This is a genomic window from Streptomyces sp. NPDC045846 (assembly GCF_056431605.1).
In genome coordinates this window covers 491459-508431 of record NZ_JBWKKJ010000001.1, presented here as the reverse complement: position 1 = coordinate 508431, position 16973 = coordinate 491459, and the positions used below count along the sequence as shown (strand labels likewise).

At 72.5% G+C, this 16973-nt stretch carries 14 protein-coding genes; 7 read left to right on the top strand and 7 right to left on the bottom strand.

What is annotated here, in order from left to right; genetic code table 11:
* Positions 1–250: 250 nt before the first annotated feature.
* Complete coding sequence (locus AC07F3_RS02265) at positions 251–1606, top strand: helix-turn-helix domain-containing protein (protein WP_479109594.1); 1356 nt, start codon at positions 251–253, stop codon at positions 1604–1606.
* On the opposite strand, the gene AC07F3_RS02260 is transcribed toward AC07F3_RS02265, so the two are convergent.
* From AC07F3_RS02260 to AC07F3_RS02230, 7 genes are read right to left on the bottom strand one after another with little or no spacing between them, the layout of a single operon-like run.
* Positions 1584–2942: a phosphohexomutase domain-containing protein gene (locus tag AC07F3_RS02260; RefSeq protein WP_479109592.1), complete on the bottom strand. Its 1359-nt coding sequence runs from the start codon at positions 2940–2942 to the stop codon at positions 1584–1586. The genes AC07F3_RS02265 and AC07F3_RS02260 overlap by 23 nt on opposite strands.
* Complete coding sequence (gene glgB / locus AC07F3_RS02255; protein ID WP_479110580.1) at positions 2935–5136, bottom strand: 1,4-alpha-glucan branching protein GlgB; 2202 nt, start codon at positions 5134–5136, stop codon at positions 2935–2937. The genes AC07F3_RS02260 and glgB overlap by 8 nt, the downstream gene beginning before the upstream one ends.
* Positions 5137–5180: 44 nt before the next feature.
* Positions 5181–6617 (bottom strand): maltokinase N-terminal cap-like domain-containing protein, encoded by a 1437-nt coding sequence (locus tag AC07F3_RS02250; RefSeq protein WP_479109590.1) that lies wholly within the window; start codon positions 6615–6617, stop codon positions 5181–5183.
* Entirely contained in the window at positions 6614–8647 is a 2034-nt protein-coding gene (locus tag AC07F3_RS02245; protein ID WP_479109589.1) for an alpha-1,4-glucan--maltose-1-phosphate maltosyltransferase, read from the bottom strand. Before AC07F3_RS02245 ends, AC07F3_RS02250 begins: the two co-directional genes overlap by 4 nt.
* Positions 8644–9252, bottom strand: a complete 609-nt coding sequence (locus tag AC07F3_RS02240; protein ID WP_479109587.1) for a DJ-1/PfpI family protein — start codon at positions 9250–9252, stop codon at positions 8644–8646. The genes AC07F3_RS02245 and AC07F3_RS02240 overlap by 4 nt, the downstream gene beginning before the upstream one ends.
* A gap of 2 nt (positions 9253–9254) precedes the next feature.
* Positions 9255–10931: a thiamine pyrophosphate-binding protein gene (locus tag AC07F3_RS02235; protein WP_479109585.1), complete on the bottom strand. Its 1677-nt coding sequence runs from the start codon at positions 10929–10931 to the stop codon at positions 9255–9257.
* 47 nt (positions 10932–10978) lie between these two features.
* Positions 10979–11815, bottom strand: a complete 837-nt coding sequence (locus AC07F3_RS02230; RefSeq protein WP_479109583.1) for a type 1 glutamine amidotransferase domain-containing protein — start codon at positions 11813–11815, stop codon at positions 10979–10981.
* Positions 11816–12171: 356 nt separating this feature from the next.
* Here AC07F3_RS02230 and AC07F3_RS02225 point away from each other — a divergent pair, with 356 nt between their 5' ends.
* The 6 genes from AC07F3_RS02225 (at position 12172) to AC07F3_RS02200 (ending at position 16841) form a co-directional block, all read left to right on the top strand.
* A complete protein-coding gene (locus AC07F3_RS02225) occupies positions 12172–12585 on the top strand; it encodes a nuclear transport factor 2 family protein (protein ID WP_479109581.1) in 414 nt (137 codons plus the stop codon).
* Positions 12586–12614: 29 nt separating this feature from the next.
* Positions 12615–14243: a GMC family oxidoreductase gene (locus AC07F3_RS02220; protein WP_479109580.1), complete on the top strand. Its 1629-nt coding sequence runs from the start codon at positions 12615–12617 to the stop codon at positions 14241–14243.
* Positions 14230–15030, top strand: coding sequence for an ester cyclase (locus tag AC07F3_RS02215; RefSeq protein WP_479109578.1), 801 nt, complete (start codon positions 14230–14232; stop codon positions 15028–15030). Before AC07F3_RS02220 ends, AC07F3_RS02215 begins: the two co-directional genes overlap by 14 nt.
* A 30-nt stretch (positions 15031–15060) precedes the next feature.
* Entirely contained in the window at positions 15061–15468 is a 408-nt protein-coding gene (locus AC07F3_RS02210) for a nuclear transport factor 2 family protein (protein ID WP_479109577.1), read from the top strand.
* Positions 15469–15473: 5 nt separating this feature from the next.
* Complete coding sequence (locus tag AC07F3_RS02205) at positions 15474–15923, top strand: VOC family protein (protein WP_479109576.1); 450 nt, start codon at positions 15474–15476, stop codon at positions 15921–15923.
* 87 nt (positions 15924–16010) lie between these two features.
* Positions 16011–16841: an SDR family NAD(P)-dependent oxidoreductase gene (locus AC07F3_RS02200; RefSeq protein ID WP_479109574.1), complete on the top strand. Its 831-nt coding sequence runs from the start codon at positions 16011–16013 to the stop codon at positions 16839–16841.
* The last annotated feature ends 132 nt before the right edge of the window (positions 16842–16973 follow it).

Genomic DNA, 16973 nt, shown 5'->3' with positions numbered 1-16973 from the left:
TCCGCAATGCACGATCACGGTCGTTACGGAGGCGGGAATTCCGAATCGTGGGGTGCGGGAGGGGTCGAAAGGAGCCAACGCGCCCACAGTTCCGCCCAGTCTTCAGGGGCTAAGCGCTTGCGGGCACCTGACATGCGAGTAGCATCGGTTGTAATGATCTGAGTCAAGCTCGCCCACTCAACCCGCTGCCCGACCTGTTGCCCGACCTGTTGCTGGACCTGTTGCTCGACCTGCTGCTCAAGGAGTCGCCGTGGATCACTCTGAGCCCCACTCGCCCGTCGGCCTGGGACAGCGCATCCGGGAGCTGCGGGTCCGGCGCGGACTGAAGCAGCAGGACCTCGCGTCGGAGGAGATCTCGACCAGCTACGTGTCGCTGATCGAGGCCGGCAAGCGGGCGCCGTCCGACGCCGTCCTGGGTTCCCTCGCCACCAAGCTGGACTGCTCCGCCGAGTACCTGCGCACCGGGCGCGACCAGCACGAGCTGGAGGAGGCCCGGCTCAAGCTGGCCTTCGGGGACATGGCGCTGCGCAACGGGGCCGACGGCGAGGCGCTGCAGACCTTCAGCGAACTCCTCGGCGGCACGCTGCCGTTGGACGCGGCCATGAGGCGGCGGGCCCGCATGGGCCAGGCCGCGGCCCTGGAGAAGCTCGGTCGCCTGGAGGCGGCCATCCCGCTGCTTGAGGAGCTCTTCGCCGACCCCGCCCTGGCGGCGGGCTCGGACGAGTGGTCCCGCACCGCCGTGGCGCTGTCGCGCTGCTACCGGAACATGGGGGACATCACCGTCAGCATCGAGATCGGCGAGCGGGCCATGAGCAAGCTCGACTCCCTGGGGCTCGATGTGACGGTGGATCACATCCAGCTCGGCTCGACGCTCATGGGCTCCTACCGGCTGCGCGGCGACCACGCCCGGGCCCATCTGCTGGCGCAGCGCCTCATCCCCATCGCGGAGAAGCAGGGCGCCCGCGCCTCGCGCGGCGCGGTGTACTGGAACGCGGGTCTGGTCGCCCAGTCGCGCGGGCAGCTGACCGAGGCCCTGGCCCTGACCGAGCGGGCGCTGGCGATGATGGCCGAGGACGACAACGTGCGCCACGTGGCCATGCTCAAGATGAACTACGGCTGGCTGCTGCTCCAGACCGAGACGGGCGACGCCGCCCGGGCCAAGGACCTCCTGGAGGAGGCCCAGCAGTCGCTGGCGGAGTCCGGCAACGCCGACGAGCTCGCCCGCTGCGAACTCAACCTCGCCAAGGCCGACACCATGCTCGGCAACTGGGACGAGGCGTCCGCCCACGCCGAGCGCGCCCTCGGCCTGCTCGGCACCGAACCCCGGGTGCTGGCGGTCTCCGCCCGTGCCGCGCTTGCCCAGTTGCACTTCCTGCGCCAGGAGACCGACCTCGGCAAGCAGGTACTGGACGCCGCCATGCGCCAGTTGCGGCACTTCCCGCCGTCCTACGAGACGGCCGCGTACTGGAGGGCCATCGGCGACCTCTGGAAAGGCGAGGGCTACACCAAGCAGGCCCTGGTCGCCTACGACGCCGCGCTGTCCGCGACCGGCCTCCAGCCCACGCCCAACCCCCGCGACGCGCTCAGCGAGCAGGGCTCGCGCTAGCCGCCGAAGCCGTCACCACCCCGAGGACCCGGTCGCGCAGCGCCTCCATCGCGGCCGGGTCCTCGGCCTCCACGTGGATGCGTACCAGCGGGGCGGTACGCGCGGCCCGCACGTTGAACCAGGATCCGTCGCCGAACTCCCCCGTGACGCCGTCGAGATGATCGAGCGCGGCGGTGGCCGCGAAGTGGGCGGTGACGCGGTGCAGCGCCGCCACGGGGTCCTCGACGCGGATGCCGATCTCGCCGGAGCGGGGGTAGCGGTCGTGTCCGGCCGCCAGCCGCGACAGCGGGCGGCCCGACTGTCCGAGCTCCGCCACCAGGTGCAGGGCGGCGAGCATGGCGGAGTCGGCGCACCAGAAGTCGCGGAAGTAGTAGCGGCCGGCGTGGCCGCCGCCGAAGGCCGCGTCCTGCTCGGTCATCAGGGAGCGGATGGCCGAGCGGCCGACCCGGCAGCGCAGCGGGATGCCGCCGGCCGCCTCGACCGCCTCCACGGCGGAGCGCGAGGTGATGAGGTCGTGGACCACCGCGGCGCCCGGGCGCCGGGCGAGTTCCCGGGCCGCGACCAGGGCGATGACGGCGGCGGACGGGACGGGCGCGCCGAGCTCGTCCACGGCGCGGCAGCGGTCCGCGCCCGCGTCGAAGGCGAGCCCCAGGTCGGCGCCCGCGCGGCGCACCAGCCGCGCGAGGTCGTCGCCCGCCTCCTCGGCGCGCGCGTCGGCGCTCCCGAAGCGCACGGGCACGAGTTCGACGGCATGGTGGTGCAGCACCCGGGGCGCGGTGAGCGCGGCGATGCCGTGGCCCGCGTCGACCACCACCTTCAGGCGGCGGATGCCGGACAGGTCGACCAGGGACCGCAGATGACAGGCGTAGTCGTCGAGGACCGGAGCCGGGACCACGGAGCCCGGCAGCTCGGCCATCGGCGGCCGGGGGCCGGCCAGCCGCGCGCGGATCGCCTCCAGCCCGCTGCCCTCGGTGACCGGCACGGCGCCGGGCCCGCACAGCCGGATGCCGTGGGGCGCCCCCGGCCCCTGCCCCGCCGTGACCAGGGCGCCCGGCACCTCCAGGTATCCGCAGAGGTAGGTCAGGCAGTCGGCGGGGCCGGGACCGGCGTCCAGGACGTCGGCGCCCTGGTCGAGGACGCCCTGGGCGAAGGCGTCCGCGAGGGCCGGTGAACACCCCCGCGCGTCGTGTGCCACCGCGATCACCGGCACCCCGGTGAGCCGCGCGAACGCGGCGCCCGCCCGGTAGGCGCCGCCCCCGTCCAGTTCGTCGGGCACCCGGCCGCGGATGCCGTGCGCCCCCACGATCCGCTCGGCCGTGCCGCGTGCCTCACTCATCGTCGCCCTCCGGGGAGTTGGGGACCGGCCGCAGCCAGAAGGTGGCCAGCGGCGGCAGGGTCAGGGCCGCGCTCCGCGCGCGGCCGTGCCAGGAGACCGGCTCGGGCACGATGACCCCGGGGTTCAGCACCCCGCTGCCGCCGTACCCTTCCGCGTCGCTGTTGAGGACCTCCGCCCAGGCGGCGGCCTCCGGGAGCCCGATGCGGTAGCCGGTGCGGACCACCGGGGAGAAGTTGCAGACGACCACCAGGGGCCGCCCCTCGGCGTCGTACCGCACGAAGGACAGCACGTTGTCCTCGGCGCGCGATCCGTCGATCCACGAGAAGCCCGCGGGGTCGCTGTCCAGCTCCCACAGGGCGGGTGTGGCGTTGTAGACCTGGTTCAGATCGCTGATCAGGGAGCGGACGCCGCGGTGGTCGCGGTGGGCCGGCCACTCCTCGTCCAGGACCCACCACTGCGGGCCCCGGTCGTGGTCGAATTCCTCGCCCTGTCCGAACTCCTGTCCCATAAAGAGGAGTTGCTTTCCCGGGTGGGCCCACATGTACGCCAGGTAGGAGCGCAGATTCGCGCGCTGCTGCCACCAGTCCCCCGGCATCTTGGCGACCAGTGAGCGCTTGCCGTGGACGACCTCGTCGTGCGAGAGCGGCAGCAGATAGGCCTCGCTGTACGCGTACACCATCGAGAAGGTCAACTCGTCGTGGTGATAGGCACGGTGGACCGGGTCGCGGGCGACATAGCCGAGCGAGTCGTGCATCCAGCCCATGTTCCACTTGAGGTCGAAGCCGAGCCCGCCGAATCCGTCCGCGCCCACCTCGTAGGTGGGCCGCGTCACCCCGGGCCAGGACGTCGACTCCTCGGCGATGGTGAGGGCGCCCGGGGCCCGGCGGCGCACAGTATCGGTCATTTCCTGGAGGAAGGCGACGGCCGCCAGGTTTTCCCGTCCGCCGTGCTCATTGGGGCTCCAGCCGCCCTCCTGCCGGGAATAGTCCAGGTAGAGCATCGAGGCGACGGCGTCCACGCGCAGCGCGTCCACATGGAATTCGGTGCACCAGTAAACCGCGTTGGCGACGAGGAAGTTGCGTATCTCGCGGCGGCCGTAGTCGAATTCCAGGGTGCCCCAGTCCGGATGGTGGGCGCGCCGGGTGTCGGCGGGCTCGTAAAGGGGTTCGCCGTCGAATCGGGAAAGGGCGAACTCGTCCTTCGGGAAGTGCGCCGGCACCCAGTCCGCGATGACGCCGATCCCGGCGCCGTGCAGCGCGTCCACGAGGTAGCGGAAGTCGTCCGGGGTGCCCAGGCGCGCGGTGGGAGCGTAGTAGCCGGTCACCTGGTAGCCCCAGGAACCGCCGAAGGGATGTTCCATCACCGGCATGAATTCCACATGTGTGAACCCGAGGTCGGCGACGTATTTCGGCAACTCCTCGGCGAGTTCGCGGTAGCCGAGGCCGGGCCGCCATGACGGGATGTGGACCTCGTAGACCGACATCGGGCGCTGCCGGCAGTCCTCCCCGCCGCGCCGTGCCATCCACTCGGCGTCGCCCCACACGTACGAGGACTCGTGCACGACGGAGGCGGTGGCGGGCGGGCACTCGGTGGCGCGGGCCAGCGGGTCGGCCTTCTGGAGCATGCGTCCGTCCCGGGTGTGGATCTCGTACTTGTAGCGGGTGCCGGGTCCGGCGCCGGGCACGAACAGCTCCCACACGCCGCTGGAGCCGAGCGAGCGCATGGGGTGCGCGGTGCCGTTCCAGCCGTTGAAGTCGCCGATGACGCGCACCCCCTGGGCGTTGGGGGCCCACACGGCGAAGCCGGTCCCCCGGATGCCGTCGAGGGTGCGCGGCCGGGCGCCGAGTGCCTGCCACAGCTCCCAGTGCCGGCCCTCGGAGATGAGGTGCAGGTCGAGGTCGCCGAGGGTGGGCAGGAAGCGGTAGCCGTCCTCGTGGCTCTCCTCCCGCTCGCCGTAGGCGACGCGGAGCCGGTAGGCGGGCACCTCGGCCCCCGGCAGCAGCCCGGTGAACAGCCCGTCGCGCTGGTGGGCGAGTTCGACCCGGGTGCCGTCCGCGGTGACCGCCGCGACGGACCGGGCGAGCGGGCGGAGCACTCTGACCGCGACACCGTCCGCCACCGGGTGCGCGCCGAGCACGGCGTGCGGGTCGTGGTGCGCACCCGCCAGCAGCCGGTCGAGCTCGGCCTCGGCCATACGGGTCGTCAAGTGCCGCGTCTGGAGCACGGATTGGGTTCCTCTCAGGGTCGGCGGGAGCCCGCGAGCCGGTGGACGGCGGCCAGCGGGACGGGGAGCAGGGCCGGGCGGTGGCGTGCCTCGTACACGGCCTCGTAGACCGCCTTGTCGGCCTCGAAGGCGCGCAGCACGGCGGGCCGGCAGGAGGGGTCGGCGCCGCCCGCGTCCCGGTAGCCGTCGCAGAAGGCGCGCCGGTTGCGCACGGCCCAGGCGTAGGCCCTGCGGGTGCGCCGCAGCCGTGGCCCGGGCCCCCCGTCGGGGGACCGTTCCTGCACGTCGGCGAGGGCGGTGCGGGCGGCGTAGTCGAAGGAGCGCAGCAGGGAGGCGACGTCGCGCAGTGCGGGGCGCGGCCGGGTGCGCTCGGCGGCCGGGGTGGCGGGCTGGCCCTCGAAGTCGATGATCCGCCAGCCGTCGGCGGTCCGCAGCGCCTGCCCCAGGTGCAGGTCTCCGTGGGTGCGTTGGGCGAGCATGGGGCAGCCGCGGGCGGCGAGGGCCGCGTAGTCCTCGTACAGGGCGCACAGGGCGGTGCGGTAGCGGGCGAGCGCGGGCACCTCGGTGATCGCGTCGTTCAGGCGGCGCACCATGTCGGCCGCGTCGTCGGCCACCTCGCCCGGCCCCAGCAGGGTGCGCGGGAAGGACTCGGCGAGCGCGGTGTGCACCTCGGCGACGGCCTGGCCGAGGGTGCGGGCGTGCGCGGTGAAGCCGCCGGTGGCCGGGACGGTGCGGCAGCTCCCCTCGATGCAGTCGGCGGCGTGCCGCACCGCGCTCTCCCACCCGTCGGCCTCGGCGGGCAGGAAGTCCTCCACGAGCCCGAGCACCAGGCCCTCGCCGCCCGGCGCGTCGGTGTGCAGCGCGCCGTGCGGGCGGGGGGTGCGGGCACACCGCCGGTCGGCGAGCGCGCGCAGGGCCTCGATCTCGGCGTGCGGGCCCGGTTCCGGCCGCCGGTAGAGCTTGAGCAGCAGCCGGTCGCCGTACGCCACCGTGCTGTTGCTCTGCTCGGCGGTCAGCGCGCGCGGTACGAGGCCGACGGGCAGCGGCAGCCCCGAGGTGCGCTCCAGGCGCAGCCCGCCGGTCCGGTCGCGCACGGCCAGGGTGCGCAGGAGCACGCCGAGCAGGGCCGGATCCTCGACGGCCTCGTACAGCGTCCAGCCCCGCCACGGCCCGTCCGGCACCTCGCCGATGGCGGACGGCGCGAGGCGGCCGGGCAGGTCCGGGCGCAGTCCGAGCAGCAGCTGGTAGAGCCGCTCGGTGCCGTCGGTGTGGCGGGCCCGCAGCACGGCGTGGACCAGTGCCGGGGACTGTTCCCGTACGACGGTGACGGCCACCGGGTCCAGGGCGGTGAGCGGGCCGCCGCCGCCCGCGAACCAGCGCCGGGTGGTGAGCCACGGTGCGAGCGCGGGCAGCAGCGGGGCGAGGACCGGCTCGGTGGCGGTGACGCTCACGGCGTGCGCCCCTCGGCGAGCGGGGTCAGCAGATGGGCGGGGGCGCGTCCCGGCTCCAGGCGTACGTAGGTGTGCGGGTGCCAGGTGTGGAGGTCGCCGGTGAGCTCGTCGCGCACCTTCAGGGTGCCGTCATCGGGCAGTCCGAGCGAGGCGAGGTCGAAGGACACGGTGCCCTCGCTCGCGCGGTGCGGGTCGAGGTTGACGACCGCGAGGACGGTGTCGGCGCCGCCGTCCGCCCGCTCCACCTGCTTGGAGTAGGCGAGGAGTTGGTCGTGGTCGGTGGGGTGGAAGCGGAGGTTGCGCAGTTCCTGGAGGGCGGGGTGGGCGCGCCGCAGCTCGTTGAGGCGGGTGATCAGCGGGGCGATGGTGGCGCCCTCGGCCTCGGCGGCAGCCCAGTCGCGGGGGCGCAGTTCGTACTTCTCCGAGCGGGCGTAGTCCTCGGTGCCCGCCCGAAGCGCCTCGCCCTCGCACAGCTCGTAGCCCGCGTACACGCCCCAGGTCGGGGCGAGGGTGGCGGCGAGCACCGCGCGGGCCTCGAAGGCGGGCCTGCCGCCGTCCTGGAGGTAGGCGTGCAGGATGTCGGGGGTGTTCACGAACAGGTTGGGGCGCAGGAAGGAGGAGCTGTCGCGGCTGAGTTCGGTGCCGTACTCGGTCAGCTCCTCCTTGGTGTTCTTCCAGGTGAAGTACGTGTACGACTGCTGGAAGCCGGCCTGCGCGAGGGCGTGCACCATGGCGCGGCGGGTGAACGCCTCGGCGAGGAAGACCACGTCGGGGTCGGTCGCGGCGACCGCGGCGATGACGCGCTCCCAGAAGGCGACCGGCTTGGTGTGCGGGTTGTCGACGCGGAAGATGCGGACGCCCTGGGCGATCCAGTGGCGCAGGATCCGCACGGTCTCGGCGACCAGCCCCTCGAAGTCCGTGTCGAAGTCGAGGGGGTGGATGTCCTCGTACTTCTTCGGCGGGTTCTCGGCGGAGGCGACGGTGCCGTCCGCGCGGTGGGTGAACCACTCGGGGTGCTGGGTCAGCCAGGGGTGGTCGGGCGAGCACTGGAGCGCGAAGTCCAGGGCCACCTCCATCCCCAACTCCCCTGCCCGCATGACGAATTGGCGGAAGTCGTCGAGGGTGCCGAGCGCGGGGTGGACGGCGTCGTGTCCGCCGTTGGCCGAGCCGATCGCCCAGGGCGAGCCCACGTCGTCGGGCCCCGCGGTGAGCGCGTTGTCCGGGCCCTTGCGGTGGCTGCGCCCGATGGGGTGGATCGGCGGCAGGTACACCACGTCGAACCCCATCGCGGCGACCGCGGGCAGCCGCCGGGCGGCGGTCTTGAAGGTGCCGCTGACGGGCGTCTGCCCCGGGGTGAGCACGGCCCCCTCGGAGCGCGGGAACAGCTCGTACCAGGAACCCACGAGTGCGCGCCGGCGCTCGACGAGCAGGGGCAGCGGCCGGGAGACGGTGACCAGTTCGCGCAGCGGACGGGCGTCCAGCGCGGCGATCACCTTCGGGTCGGTGGTCGCGGCGAGCCGACGGGGGGTGGGGCTCGCTTCGTCGCGGAGCGCCCCTGCCGCCGCTGTCACCGCCTCCCGGCGGTCCTTGTCCGGGATCGCGAGGGCGGCCCGCTCGTGCAGCAGGGCCCCCTCGGCGAGCGTCAGCTCCACATCGACCCCGGCGGAAATCTTCAGCTGTGCGTCGCGGCGCCAGGTGCCGACGGGGTCGGCCCAGGCCTCCACGGTGTAGGTCCATAGCCCGGTGGCGTCCGGGACGACGGTGGCCTCCCAGCGGTCGGCGTCGGCGTCCACCAGCTCCATCGGGGTCCACGGGCCCGGGCGTCCCGCCGGGTCGCGCAGCACCACGTTGGCGGCGACCAGACCGCTGCCCTCGCGGAACACGGTGGCCCCGATGGTCACGCTCTCACCGGTCACCGCCTTGGCGGGCGCCGTGCCGCCGCGCACCTGCGGGGTGACGTCGAGGACCGGGATGCGGGCGGGGCGCGGCGCGACCGGGGTGGCGGCGCGCGCGGAGGTCATGGAGGTCATCGGGCGCTCCTCACGGCGGCCCCGCGGACCGGGCCGCGCCGGTCCGCGAGGAGGTCGATGATGGTGCGGGCGAACAGATGGCAGTGCGCGCCGGTCCGTGCGGTCACCAGGTCGTCGTGGACCACCACGTCCTGGTCGACGTATTCGCCGCCCATGTTGCGCAGATCGCCCAGGAGGTTGTTGTGGACGACCGCCCTGCGGCCGCGGATCAGCGAGGGGACGGGGGCGGCCAGCCACATGCCGTGGCAGATGATGCCCTTGACGATCGCCGGGTCGTTGAACGCCCGGCGCAGGAAGGTGGAGGCGGGCGGCAGCCGGTCCGGGTCCTCGGTGTAGCGCAGCCGGTCGGAGACCATCCCGGAGGGGACGATCACCGCGGAGTACTCCTTGAGCGCGAACTCGTCGACGTCCTCGAACGAGCGGGTCACCTCGAACGGCATCCGGTGCTCGTGTCCGGTGAAGGTGATGCGGTCCTGGCCCCACAGCCGGGTCAGGAAGTGCACCTCGGCGCCCTCCTCGGGAAAGCGGTGCTGGTAGTAGAGGATCTCCGGTTCGTAGAAGTCGCTCTCCATCAGGACGGCGATCCTGTGGCCGGTGAGTCGCACGGCTACTCCCTCCCCCGGCCGGTCACCAGGTCGATGAGAAACGGTCCCGGGGTCCCCAGCGCCTCGGCGACGGCCGCCCCGGCCTGGCCGGGCTTGTCGACGCGCACGGCCGGTACGCCCAGGGCCTTGGCGAGGCCGGTGAAGTCGATGGCGGGCCGGCTCAGGTCGAAGATCTCGGGGTGGTCGTGTGCGGGGACGTCCACCGAGCGCCAGTACTGCTCGATGTTGTCCTCCAGGAGCTTGTAGCTGCTGTTGTTGCAGATGACGAACTTGGCGCCGATGCCGTAGCGGGCCGCCGTCCACAGCGCCTGGACGGTGTACATCGAGCCGCCGTCGCCGGTGAAGGCGACGACCGCCTTGTCGGGGTGGGCGAGCTGGGCGCCGATCGCGCCCGGAATGCCGACGCCGAGGGAGCCGCCGCGGGTCTGGAACCAGTGCCCGGGCCGGGTGGGCGGCAGGTGGCGGAAGAGGTCGGGCGAGGCGGTGAGCGCCTCGTCGAACAGGATGGCGTCCTCGGGGAGCTGGCGGGCCAGCTCCTGTGCGAAGGCGGTGGTGGGCAGGGCCAGCGGGTCGAGCGCCGCCTCGTTCTTCTGCTGGTTCGCGGCGAGTTCGTAGGACCGCTCGGTGGCGCGGCGCCGCAGCCACTCCTCGGCGCGCCGACGGCTCTCGGGGCTCATCCGGGCCTCCAGCGCACTGGCGAGGGCGGCCAGGGTGTGCTTCGGGTCGGCGACGAGTCCGAGGCTCACGGGGAAGTTCTTGGCGATGGCGTCGGTGTCCAGGTCGATGTGGACGACCGGGGCGCCCGGCGCGAAGACCCCGTCCAGGGCCGGGTACACCTCGGGCAGCGCGTAGGTGCCCACGATGAGGACGGCGTCGGCGGCCGCGGTGACCCGGCGGCTGTTCTCGCCGAACATGTGACCCAACTGCCCCGCGTACGCCGGGTGTTCGACGGACAGGTTGACCTCGGACCAGTCGGCGCCCCACACCTCGGCGCCCCAGGTCTGGGCGAGGCGGGCGAGCTCCTGCTGGGCGCCGGAGAAGTGCACCCCGTCCCCGGCGATGACGATCGGGCGCTCGGCGCCGGCGAGCAGCTCGGCCGCCCGGCCCAGCGCCTGGGGTCCGGGGGTGCTCGCCGTGTCGAGGTGGGTGACCGGCACGGCCTCCTCGGTGGTGTGCCGGTCCATCACGTCGGCGGGCAGCACCACGAGCACCGGGCCGTACGGGGGTGTGCCGGCCACCTTGAAGGCGCGGCGCAGGGTGCGCAGCGTGGACTCGGGGTCCACGACGCGGGTGGCCCACTTGGTGACCGGCTCGGCCATGGCCACCAGATCGGCGGCCATCTGCGCTTCCATGTTGTCGTAGCGCAGACCGGCCTCGCCGGCGATCACCACGAGCGGGGCGTGTCCCCGTTTGGCCTGGTAGAGCATGCCGATGCCGTTGCCGAGGCCCACTCCGGTGTGGAGCTGGACGACGGTGGGGCGCCGGGTGGCCCGCGCGTATCCGTCCGCCATGCCGACGGCGACGGCCTCCTGCAGCGCGAGAACGTACTCGATGGAGGGGAAGTGGCGCAGTTCGTCGAGGAATCCCTGCTCGACCGTGCCGGGGTTGCCGAACATGTACCGGACCCCGTCGGCCTGCAGCTGTTCGAGCATCGCGACCCGCGCGGGCCTGCTGACCATGGTGTGCTCACCTCTCGTGCGGAACGGGAACTGCCGTGCGCCTTCGGTCAGTTGGTGAGGTAACCCCACTGCCGCAGGCCGTTCTCCAGGACCTCGACGACCTTCTGGCCGGTGAGGTAGGAGTCGGGGGTGGACCGCCCGGTGATGAACGGGTAGTCGACGATGACCGAGGTCTCCTTGCCGAAGTTGCCGTGGTAGGCACCGCCCGGCGCGGTGGCGTCGCGCAGGATGTACTCCAGCGGGTACGGCGGCGGGCCGATGACGAAGTCGGTGCCCATGAAGCCGGTGCCGTCCTTGTAGTCGTACTCGATGCAGTGACCGGTGACGTGCTTGCCCCGGATGATGCTGGTGCGGTCCTCCTGGTCGCGGGCGAAGGCGAGGGCGGCGACGCCGTAGCACTCGGCGGCGATCGGCCGGTCGAGGGCGTGGAAGGCGAGGATCAGGTCGTGCACCCGCCAGTTGTTGGCGAGGTCGACGATGGGGCCGCTGCCGCCGACGATGAGCAGCGCGTCGTAGCGCCCCTCGATCTGCTCGCGGACCTGCTCCAGGCGGGTGTTGTAGGCCTCCCAGTCGCGCAGGAAGTACGGCTTGCTGCGGTAGGGGCGGTCGGGCAGCCAGGACGACAGGTCCAGCGGGTCGTCGAGCCGGTCCGAGGTGTCGATGGCGCGGACCTTGGCGGCCATGTCGGGCGTGGTGACCGAGCGGCCGAGCGGCGGGTCGATGTAGTCGGGGTCCATGCTCGGCGGCAGGGCCGGGGCCCGCTTGCCGGTCGGCGTCGCGAAGCTGACGTGATAGCCGGCCTTGTCGAACGTCTCCAGGGGGCCGATCAACTCCTCGCCCCAGTAACCGTATTCGGACAGGACGACGAGGATGCGCTTGCTCACGGGAGTTCCTCTCCTTGGGGGGTTCCACGTGGTGCCGGGGTCCTGTCTAGATCCGCGCGCTCGGCCGGGACCAGCCCTTGACGGCCCGGCGCACGGACATCCACAAGTGGGCGGACGGACTACGGCATGTCGCGCTCAGGCCCAGGCCACAGGGGGTGCGGAGGCCCAAATCGGCTGCCGGAAGGCCGAGTTGCCGCAGCCCGTACGACGACTTCACGCAGTGCGCACCGGCCGGGCGGCGGGCCGTGCGCGGCCGGTACGCGCCGTGCCGGAATCGGGGTGCGGCCCCCCGCCCCGGGCGCCGCGCCGAGTCGTGCCGCGGGCCCCGCGCCCACGGCACCGGAAGGGAGTCAGCCATGACGGCCGAAAAGACCGCGCCCGGCACGGGCATCGCCGCGTTCGTCCAGCACTGGTTCGACATTCTCAGCAGCCACGAGCCCGTCGAGGAGCTCCTCGCCCATGTCGTCGACGACGGCCTGGAGATGGTCTTCCCCGAGCGCACCCTGCGCAGCCACGCCGACTTCCGCGACTGGTACGAGGTGGTCGGCGAGACCTTCACCGACCAGAGCCACGTGGTCGAGCGCCTCGACGCCACCGAGGACGGCACCGGCGTCGACATCTCGCTGACCGTCGTGTGGACGGCCAAGCTGACCTCCGACGGCTCGGTCAGCTCGTTCCGCATCGGCCAGACCTGGCGCCTGACGCGCGAGGCCGGCACCGGACGGCCGCTCATCACCGGCTACCGCGTCGGCGACCTCGACCCGGCCTGAGCCCCGACCCCGCCGACCAAGGAGAGACCATGTCGCCCCGTTCCCCGGGCAATTCAGCGTCCCGCGCCTTCGACTACATCGTGGTCGGCGCCGGGTCGGCCGGCTGCGCCGTGGCGAGCCGGCTCAGCGAGGACGAGAACCTGACCGTGCTCGTCCTGGAGGCGGGCGGCTGGGACGAGCGCCCCGAGATCCACCGCACGGACGCGGCCGCGGTCCTCGCGCTGCTCACCTCCGAGTGGAGCCCCGAGATCGACTGGGGGTACGCCACCGAGCCCGAACCCGCCCTGGACGGGCGCCGGATCCCGGTCGCCCGGGGCAAGGTGGCGGGCGGCTGCAGCTCCGTGAACGCGCTGATGTGGGTGCGCGGCAGCCGGTACGACTACGACCGCTGGGCGGCGCTCGGCAATCCCGGCTGGTCCTACGAGGACGTGCTGCCCTACTTCCGGCGCTCCGAGGACTACACGGGCCGGGCCTCGGCCTCGCGCGGCAGCGGCGGCCCGGTCCGGGTGCGCGACCTCGACGACCCGACGCCGCTCGCCGAGGCGTTCGTGGCCGGTGCCGCCGAACTCGGCTACACCGCGCCGGAGCGGGACTACAACGGCGAGCGCCAGGACGGCTTCGGCTTCCTCTACCAGACGACCCGGGACGACGCCGGGGCGCGCTCCTCCGCCGCGGACGGCTATCTGCGCCCGGCGCTGAAGCGTCCCAACCTGACCGTGGAGGTGCGGGCCCGCGCCACCCGGCTGATCCTGGACGGCACCCGGGTCACGGGCGTCGAGTACGAGCGGGACGGCCGGCTGCACCGGGCCGTCGCCGAGCAGGAGGTCGTGGTCTCGGCGGGCGCCTTCGAGTCACCGAAGCTGCTCATGCTGTCGGGGATCGGACCGGCCGCGCATCTGCGCTCGCACGGCATCGACTGCGTACAGAACCTGCCGGGCGTGGGCGGCAACCTCCAGGACCACCTGTTCGTGCCGGTGTGCTACCAGTCGCTCCAGGAGCATCCCGAGGGCGCGCTGCTCTCCGAGGCGGGCCTGTTCACCCACACCAAGGACGCGGGTCCCGGTGATCCGCCCGACCTCCAGTTCACGTTCGGGCCCGTCAAGTTCCTTCCGCCCGACGCCCCGGCCGCGCACCAGCAGGGCCCCGGCTTCACGTTCGCGCCGATCTCGCTGCTTCCGCAGAGCCGCGGCCGTCTCCGGCTGCGCAGCGCCGACCCGGCGGCCAACGCCGTCGTCCGCGCCAACTACCTCGCCTCGTCGGCCGACACCGATGTGCTGGTGCACGGCATCCTGCTGGCCAGGGAGCTCGCGCACACCTCCGCGTTCGGCCCGTTCCGCGGCGCGGAGCTCGGGCCGGGCGAGCGGGTGACCGACCCGCGCGAGCTGCGCGGCTATGTCGCCGCGCACGCGACCACGCTGTGGCACCCGGTCGGCACCTGCCGCATGGGCACCGGGCCCGACGCGGTCACCGACGCCGAGCTGCGGGTGCACGGCGTCGAGGGGCTGCGGGTGGCCGACGCCTCCGTCATGCCGACGATCGTCGCCGGGAACACCAACGCACCGAGCGTGATGATCGGCGAGAAGGCGGCCGGTCTCATCAAGAAGTCCTTCCTGCAACCGTCACTTCGGACCGAGGGGAATCCCCATGCCCACGTCTGACAACCTCCGGCTGTACGAGCGGTTCCTCGCCGCGCTCAACACCGCGGACTACGCCGAGATCGCCCGCGTCATCGACGCCGACTTCGAGGACCACCACCCCGGCTTCGGGATCAAGGGCCTGGAGTCCTACCTCGAAGCGCTGCGCGGCGCGCACCGCACGCTCGACATCAAGGGCGAGCTCCTGGAGTCCATCGAGGCCGGGAACAAGCTGATCACCCGGGTGCGGCTGACCGGCACCCATCAGGACACCGTCCTGGACCTGCCGGCCACCGGCCGCAAGCTGGAGTGGACCACCACCGAGATCTGGCGCATCGAGGGCGGCCGCCTGGTGGAGCGCTGGGCGGAGGACGATCTGCTCGGCCTGCGCGGGCAGTTGTCGCCCGACGAGGAGAACGTCGCGGTCGTGCAGAAGGTCAGCGACGCCGTCAACGAGCGGCGCTACGACGACCTCGACGAGCTGTTCGGGCCCACCTTCCGGGACAACAACCCGGCCTGGGACGTGCGGAGCCTGGAGGAGCTCAAGGGCATCATCAAGGGCGCCCACGACGCGCTCGACTTCAAGGTCACCCTGGACGCCCTGTACGCCGCGGCGCCCGACAAGGTGATCATGCACATCACCTTCCACGGCAAGCACGTCGGTCCGTTCTTCGGCATGGAGGCCAGCGGCAAGGAGGTGTCGTGGACCAGCCTGGAGGTCTACCGCCTGGAGAACTTCAAGGTGGTCGAGCGCTGGGTGCAGGCCGACACCGCGGGCCTGATGCGCCAGCTCGACGTGCCCCTGCCGTAAGTACGCGCCGACCGAGGAGGGACTTCCCCGATGAGCACACAGACCACACAGAGCACGCAGAGCACCCAGAGCACGCGAGACATCGTCGACACGTACTACCGGCTGGCCAACTCCGGTGAGTGGGACGCCTGGTGCGACCTGTTCGCGGTCGACCAGACCATGGACGAGCAGCTGGCCGGGCACGTCGAGGGCCGGGAGACGCTGCGGGAGATGATGAAGGGCTTCCCCGAGATGTACGCGTCGTTCTCCAACACCCCGGTGCACATCGTGGTGGACGGCGAGCAGGCCGCGGTGGTCTCGCACATCGCGGCCGTCACCACGAGCGGCGCGAGCGTGGAGGCGGAGGTCTGCAACTACTTCCGCGTCTCCTCGGGCCTGATCCACTACATGTCCAACTTCCACGACAGCGTGCCGTTCGCGGCCGTCTCGGGAGCGTGAGGCCCGTGTCCGCACCCGTCGACGTGCACGTACGCTGGTCCCACGTGGGCCTCAACTGCCGTGACCAGAAAGCCACCGAGGAGTTCTACAGCCGCTGGTTCGGCTTCAGCAGGGCCCGCGTCGTCGAGGCCGACGGCAGCCGCGTGGTGTTCCTGCGCAGCGGGCCGGTCTACCTGGAGCTCTTCCCCACCGACGCGGCGCCCGCCTTCAAGACCGCGAAGGACGGGCCCGACCACCCGGGGGCGGCCCGGCACCTGGCCTTCCAGGTCGACGACGTCGACGCGTTCCTCGCGGCGGCGGACGGCGAACTGGAGATCACCCTCGGACCGCTCTCCTTCGACGAGTTCATCCCCGGCTGGCGCACCGTGTGGGTCGCCGACCCCGACGGGGTGGTCATCGAGGTGAGCCAGGGCTACACCGACCAGTCACCACAAGAGCTGCGGACGTACGCGTGAATCCGCACGATCGCACGGGGCACGGCCGGTCACTCGACCGGCCGTGCCCCCATTGGCACCATCACACATCCCACGGAGTGAAACCGCATGACCGCTGTCACCGAGCAGACCGTCCTCATCACCGGTGCGACCGACGGCCTCGGCCGGGCCCTCGCCCATGAACTGGCCACGCAGGGCTACTCGTTGATCCTGCACGGCCGCAGCGCCCGCAAGGGTCAGGAGCTGCTGGCCGAGCTGCGCGAGAAGACCGGCAACGACAGGATCTCCTACGAGCTCGCCGACTTCGCCTCGCTCAAGGAGATCGGCGCCCTCGCCGACCGCGTCCTGGCCCAGCACGAGCGTCTCGACGTCCTGGTGAACAACGCCGGCATCGGCGTGGAGCTGGCCCGCCAGGAGAGCCGCGACGGCTTGGAACTGACCTTCCAGGTCGACTACTTGGCGGCGTACATGCTGAGCTGCCGCCTGGCCCCGCTGCTCGTGAGCTCCGCTCCCGCCCGCGTCATCAACGTCAGCTCGGCCGGGCAGGCCCCGATCGACTTCGGCGATGTGATGCTGGAGCGCCGCTGGGACGGGGTGCAGGCCTACTGCCAGGCGAAGCTGGCGCAGATCAGCCTGACCGTGGACCTCGCCGAGCAGCTCGCCGGCACGGGCGTCACGGTCAACGCGCTGCACCCGGCCTCGTACATGCCGACCAAGATGGTGGTGCACCTGTTCACGCCGCAGAGCACCGTCGCCGAGGGCATGCGCAATGTGGCGCGGCTCGTCACCGACCCCGCGCTCGCCGAGGTCAGCGGCGAGTACTTCGACCGTGACCGCCGCTCACGGGCGGGCGCCCAGGCCTACGACCCGGCGGCCCGCGCCCGGCTGCGGGAGCTGAGCGAGTCCCTGACCGGGGTCGCGCTGCCCGCCCTCACCTGATTCGCCGCGCACGCGAAGTGCCCCGCCCCCGGACCGCGGTCCGGGGGCGGGGAACGGCACTTGTGCGGGGGGCTTTGAAGGGGAGTAAGAAGGGGGGGGGGGAGAGGTGTCCTGGGGTTCCCCCCTGTTTTG